This is a genomic window from Hydrogenophaga electricum, assembly GCF_030160815.1.
GTDB lineage: Bacteria > Pseudomonadota > Gammaproteobacteria > Burkholderiales > Burkholderiaceae_C > Hydrogenophaga > Hydrogenophaga electricum.
The window spans coordinates 1-5462 of sequence record NZ_BSPB01000102.1 but is presented as its reverse complement, the minus strand read 5'-3'; the positions used below and the strand labels follow the sequence as shown (position 1 = coordinate 5462).

Sequence of the window (5462 nt, the reverse complement as noted above, 5' to 3'; positions counted from 1 at the left end):
GCGGCGCATGGCCATCGCCGGCGGCGACAGCTCGGGCGCGGTGGCCGGCGCGCTGGACATCACCGCCCTGACCGTGGCCGCCCAGTTGGCGCCCGGCGCCCCGCTGTGCCGGGCCCACGCCGACGCGGCCGGCATGGATGGCCTGGAACTGGTGCTCAAGGGCGGCCAGATGGGCGGCGTCGACTTCTTCGGCCAGGTGCTGCACGGGCTGCGCTGAGCCCGCGGTGCGGGGTCGGGCTTCGGTTATTCTTTTTGGCATGAACACGGAGCCGATCCAGCGCAGAAAAATCTATCAGGAGGTGGTCGACCGGCTGCTGCAGCGTATTCGCGACGGCGAGTGGCGGCCGGGCGACCAGTTGCCGTCCGAACGCGACCTGATGGACACCTACGGCGTGGGCCGGCCCGCGGTGCGCGAAGCCCTGCAGGACCTGGCCCGCTCGGGCATCGTCGAGATCACGCACGGCGAACGCGCCCGCGTGATGGTGCCGACGGCCGACCTGCTCATCGAGCAGGTGGCGGGTGGCGCGCAGCACCTGCTGCGCATGCAGCCCGACATGCTGGAACACCTCAAGGACGCCCGCGTCTTCATGGAGATGGGCATGTGCCGGATGGCGGCCCAGCGTGCCGATGCGCAGGACGTGCAGCGCTTGCGCCAGCGGCTCGACGACCACCGGGCGGCCTTGAACCAGCTCGACGTCTTCCTGCACAAGGACATGCTGTTTCACCGCGAGATCGCCAACATTTCGGGCAATCCGATCTACCCGGCGATCGTCGAAGCCCTGTTCAACTGGGCTGGCGCGTACTACCAGTCCATCGTGCGCGCGCCCGGCTCCGAAGCCCTCACCCTTGCCGAACACACGCGCATCTTCGAAGCGATCGCGGCCGGGGACGGCGACGCCGCCGCGCAGGCCATGAGCGATCACCTGCTGCGCGCGAACGACCTGTACCACCGTCCGGAAAACCGCCCGGCCTGACCCGGCGCCGCGCCGCTTGTACCTGGTTGGTAACCAACACGCCCGATAATTGAAACTGAGTTACGCGCCGAGGCCGGTGCGTGGCCGATCCCCTCACCCCATTCCCAGATCCGGAGACTGTTTCATGCCCCAGCGCGCCACCAAGATCGTCGCCACCCTCGGCCCTGCTTCCAGCGACCCTGCGCTGCTCGAAGCCATGATCCGCGCCGGGGTCAACGTCGTGCGGCTGAACTTCTCGCACGGCAAGGCGCAGGACCACGTGGACCGCGCCAACCTCGTGCGCGAGGCGGCCCAGCGCGCCGGGCGCGAGGTCGGCATCATGGCCGACCTGCAGGGCCCGAAGATCCGGGTCGGTAAGTTCGCCGAAGGCAAGGTCCAGCTCGAACCCGGCCAGCCTTTCGTGCTCGACGCCTCGCGCACCGAGCCGGGCGACATCGCGGGCGTGGGCCTGGACTACAAAGAGCTGCCGCGCGACGTGAAGGCCGGCGACACCCTGCTGCTCAACGACGGCCTGATCGTGATGACGGTGGACAAGGTGGTCGGCGACGCTGTGCACACCACCGTCAAGCTGGGCGGCGAGCTGTCGAACAACAAGGGCATCAACAAGCAGGGCGGTGGCCTGACCGCGCCCGCGCTCACGGCCAAGGACATGGAGGACATCAAGACCGCCATGAGCCTGCACGCCGACTACGTGGCGGTGAGCTTCCCCAAGAACGCGACCGACATGGAGCTGGCGCGCCAGCTGTGCAACATGGCGGCGGCGCCCTACGGCCACAAGCCCGGCCTGATCGCCAAGATCGAGCGCGCCGAAGCCATTCCCGAGCTGGAGAACATCCTGCGGGTGTCCGACGGCATCATGGTCGCGCGCGGCGACCTGGCCGTGGAAGTGGGCAACGCCGCCGTGCCCGGGCTGCAGAAGCACATGATCAAGATGGCGCGCCACATGGACAAGGTGGTCATCACCGCCACGCAGATGATGGAGTCCATGATCGTCAACCCGGTGCCGACGCGCGCCGAGGTGTCCGACGTGGCCAACGCGGTGCTCGACGGCACCGACGCCGTGATGCTCAGCGCCGAAACGGCGGCCGGCAAGTACCCGCTGGAGACGGTGCAGCAGATGGCCGCCATCTGCCAGGAAGCCGAAAAGACCGAGTACGACCCGCTGGAAGACGACTTCATCGGCCAGACGTTCACCCGCATCGACCACGCGATCGCCATGGGCGCGCTGTTCACGGCGCACCACCTGAAGGCCAAGGCGATCGTGGCGCTGACCGAGTCGGGCTCCACCGCGCTCTGGATGAGCCGGCACAGCGTGCGCATGCCGATCTTCGCGGTGACGTCCAAACTGGCGACGCAGCGCAGGATGACGCTGTTCCGCAACGTGCGCCCGCTGCTGGTGGGCACCAGCGCCGACCGCGACACCGCGCTGGCCGACGCCGAAGCCGATCTGAAGAAGCGCGGCGTGATGCAGAGTGGCGACGTCTACGCCATCACGGTGGGTGAGCCGATGGGCCGCCCCGGCGGCAGCAACACGCTCAAGATCTGCAAGGCGGGCTGAGGCGCAGGCGGCCGCCTGGCCGCCTTGGCAATCTGGTGACCCGTTCCCCCGCTGCGGTATGCCCTTGGGCGCCCGCGACCGACGGTAAAATCGCGGGTTACATACCGGTTACCAACTTCTCCTAGGGGATTCCATGGCGCTCGTTTCCATGCGCGAACTGCTCGACCACGCCGCTGCCAACGGCTACGGCATTCCGGCGTTCAACGTCAACAACCTCGAACAGGTGCAGGCCGTCATGGCCGCGGCCGACGAGGTCGGCGCACCCGTCATCCTGCAGGCCTCGGCCGGCGCCCGCAAATACGCCGGGGAAGCCTTCATCAAGCACCTGATCCAGGCCGCCGCCGAGATGTACCCGCACATCCCGATGGTGATGCACCAGGACCACGGCACCAGCCTCAAGGTCTGCGAAGGCGCTATCGGCCTGGGCTTCGGCTCGGTCATGATGGACGGCTCGCTGATGGAAGACGGCAAAACCCCGGCCAGCTTCGACTACAACGTCGACGTCACGCGCAAGGTGGTCGAACTCGCTCACAAGACCGGCGTGACCGTGGAAGGCGAACTCGGCTGCCTGGGCAACCTGGAAACCGGTGACGCCGGCGAGGAAGACGGCATCGGCGCCGAAGGCAAGCTGGACCACAGCCAGATGCTGACCGACCCCGAAGAGGCCGCCCAGTTCGTCAAGGCCACCCAGCTGGACGCGCTGGCGATCGCCATCGGTACCAGCCACGGCGCCTACAAGTTCAGCCGCCCGCCCACCGGCGACATCCTGGCGATCAGCCGCGTCAAGGAAATCCACGCCCGCATCCCCAACACCCACCTGGTGATGCACGGTTCGTCCAGCGTGCCGCAGGACCTGCGCGCCATCATCAACCAGTACGGCGGTGCGATGAAGGAAACCTACGGCGTGCCGGTGGCCGAGATCCAGGAAGCCATCAAGCACGGTGTGCGCAAGATCAACATCGACACCGACATCCGCATGGCGATGACCGGCGCGGTGCGCAAGTTCATGGCCGAGAACCCCGAGAAGTTCGATGCCCGCGAATGGCTCAAACCCGCCCGCGAAGCGGCCAAGGCGGTGTGCAAGCAGCGCTACCTGGAATTCGGCTGCGAAGGTCAGGGCGCCAAGATCAAGGGCGAGACGCTGAGCGTGATGGCCGCCAGGTACGCCAGCGGCGAGCTGGCACAAAAGGTGGTGTGAGCCCCTGCCGTGTTCGGGCGGCCCGGTGCCGGATCGCCTGAGCCCGCGACCGACCTGCGATAATCCGCCGGAATGGTTCAAAGCCCGTTGACTGTTCGGTCACCGGGCTTTTTTCTTGTCTGTCACTTTCCCCGCGACCGATCATGAGCACCGCCCTGCACACCTCCGCCCTCAAGTCCCTGCCGCTGCTCGCACGCGGCAAGGTGCGCGACAACTACGCCGTGGGCGACGACCGCATCCTGATGGTGGCCTCCGACCGCATCAGCGCCTTCGACGTGATCATGGGCGAACCCATTCCCGGCAAGGGCGCTCTGCTGACCACGCTCAGCCTGTTCTGGTTCGACCAGCTCGGCCCCAAGGGCCTGGCCATCTGTCCCATCCACCTGACCGGCGACGCGCCCGAGAGCGTGGTCTCGGCCGACGAGGCGGATCTGGTCAAGGGCCGTTCGATGCTGGTGCAGCGCTTGAAGCCGATTCCGGTGGAGGCCGTGGTGCGCGGCTACCTGGCCGGCAGCGGCTGGAAGGAATACCAGGAGAGCCGCTCGGTCTGCGGCGTGGCGCTGCCCGAGGGCCTGCAGAACGCCAACAAGCTGCCCGAGCCGATCTACACCCCGGCGGCCAAGGCCGAGATGGGCGAGCACGACGAGAACATCACTTACGAGAAGACGGTGGAAATGGTCGGCGCACACATCGCCGCGCAGATCCGCGACAAGGCCATTGCGCTGTACAAGGCTGCGGCCGAGATCGCGCTGAAGAAGGGCATCATCATCGCGGACACCAAGTTCGAGTTCGGCCTGGACAAGGCCGGCAACGTGGTGTTGATGGACGAGGTGCTCACGCCCGATTCCTCGCGCTACTGGCCCGCCGACCAGTACGTGGTGGGCAGCAACCCGCCGAGCTACGACAAGCAGTTCCTGCGCGACTGGCTGGAGACCGCCAAGGTCAACGGCCAGCCTTGGGACAAGGCGCCGCCCGCGCCGCGCCTGCCCAAAGAAGTGATCGAGAAGACCGCCGCCAAGTACCAAGAAGCCTTGACGCGGCTGATGGGCTGAAAGAGGTGTTCGTGGCCAGTCAGGCCACGGACGCGGAGGTTGGCCGGTTCAGCTCAGTTGCACTTGGCCGGCAGCTCGGGGATGGCGGTGCAGGTTTGTCCGCCGTTAGCGCGGCAGCTGTTGTCGGCGGCTTCCTGCGCTTCGGTGGCCGAGTTGCCCTCGGCAACGGCGTAGATCCGGGCATTCGTGTCCACGGAGAACGCGCCGCATTTCGAGAACTGCAGAACCACCTTGCAATCGCTCTGGCCGCAGAGGGAGCGGGCTTTGTCGTTGGCGAGATTCTGGTTGGCAGCATCCCAGGAGATGGCGACGGCACCGGTGGTTTCGCTGACGGCGATGGCGCCCCGGTTTTCAAAAATGCCATCACCGCCGCCACAGGCCGACAACAGGGCCGCAGAAGCGATGGCCAGGGCGATGGGGGCACAGTGCCGGAACAGCATGGGATCTCCTCCTTGAGTGGTTGATTACATCATGTTACATGAAGGGGCTCATCCCCGGTAATACCCAGAACAGGAGCGGCGCGCGTTTTGCGGCCGCTGCGCTCAGGCCCGCGCCATCGCGCCGAGGACCGGGGCTTGGTGGTTGGGTGCGGTATCCAGCTGCTGCTCGGGCGACTGGGCCAGGCGCTGCAGGGATTGCGCCACCGGCGTGTTCGCGGCCACACGCGCGTCGGCCTGCGT

Annotated in this window: 6 protein-coding genes; 5 read left to right on the top strand and 1 reads right to left on the bottom strand. The window is 67.0% G+C overall.

Features of this window, described 5'->3' with window-relative positions:
- The 5 genes from QQK43_RS22630 to QQK43_RS22610 all read left to right on the top strand — a co-directional run.
- Positions 1-217 (top strand): nucleotide-binding domain containing protein (locus QQK43_RS22630; protein WP_284309551.1); only part of this gene is annotated, 217 nt, incomplete at its 5' end.
- Between the two features lie 40 nt (positions 218-257).
- A complete protein-coding gene (gene nanR / locus QQK43_RS22625; RefSeq protein ID WP_284309550.1) occupies positions 258-974 on the top strand; it encodes a transcriptional regulator NanR in 717 nt (238 codons plus the stop codon).
- A gap of 124 nt (positions 975-1098) precedes the next feature.
- The gene (pyk, locus tag QQK43_RS22620) at positions 1099-2532 is read left to right on the top strand and encodes a pyruvate kinase (protein WP_234267583.1); all 1434 of its coding nucleotides are present in this window, start codon (positions 1099-1101) and stop codon (positions 2530-2532) included.
- 133 nt (positions 2533-2665) lie between these two features.
- A complete protein-coding gene (gene fba, locus QQK43_RS22615) occupies positions 2666-3730 on the top strand; it encodes a class II fructose-bisphosphate aldolase (RefSeq protein WP_284309549.1) in 1065 nt (354 codons plus the stop codon).
- 143 nt (positions 3731-3873) lie between these two features.
- On the top strand, positions 3874-4782 hold the full coding sequence (locus tag QQK43_RS22610) for a phosphoribosylaminoimidazolesuccinocarboxamide synthase (RefSeq protein ID WP_284309548.1): 909 nt from the start codon (positions 3874-3876) through the stop codon (positions 4780-4782).
- Positions 4783-4835: 53 nt separating this feature from the next.
- Here the strand turns inward: QQK43_RS22610 and QQK43_RS22605 are convergent, their stop codons facing one another.
- Entirely contained in the window at positions 4836-5222 is a 387-nt protein-coding gene (locus QQK43_RS22605; protein WP_234267580.1) for a DUF4189 domain-containing protein, read from the bottom strand.
- Positions 5223-5462 lie beyond the last annotated feature (240 nt).

Coding starts and splice junctions, on each gene's coding strand:
- nanR (WP_284309550.1), top strand. CDS start 258: ATGAACACGGAGCCGATCCAGCGCAGAAAAATCTATCAGGAGGTGGTC.
- pyk (WP_234267583.1), top strand. CDS start 1,099: ATGCCCCAGCGCGCCACCAAGATCGTCGCCACCCTCGGCCCTGCTTCC.
- QQK43_RS22605 (WP_234267580.1), bottom strand. CDS start 5,222: ATGCTGTTCCGGCACTGTGCCCCCATCGCCCTGGCCATCGCTTCTGCG.
- QQK43_RS22610 (WP_284309548.1), top strand. CDS start 3,874: ATGAGCACCGCCCTGCACACCTCCGCCCTCAAGTCCCTGCCGCTGCTC.
- fba (WP_284309549.1), top strand. CDS start 2,666: ATGGCGCTCGTTTCCATGCGCGAACTGCTCGACCACGCCGCTGCCAAC.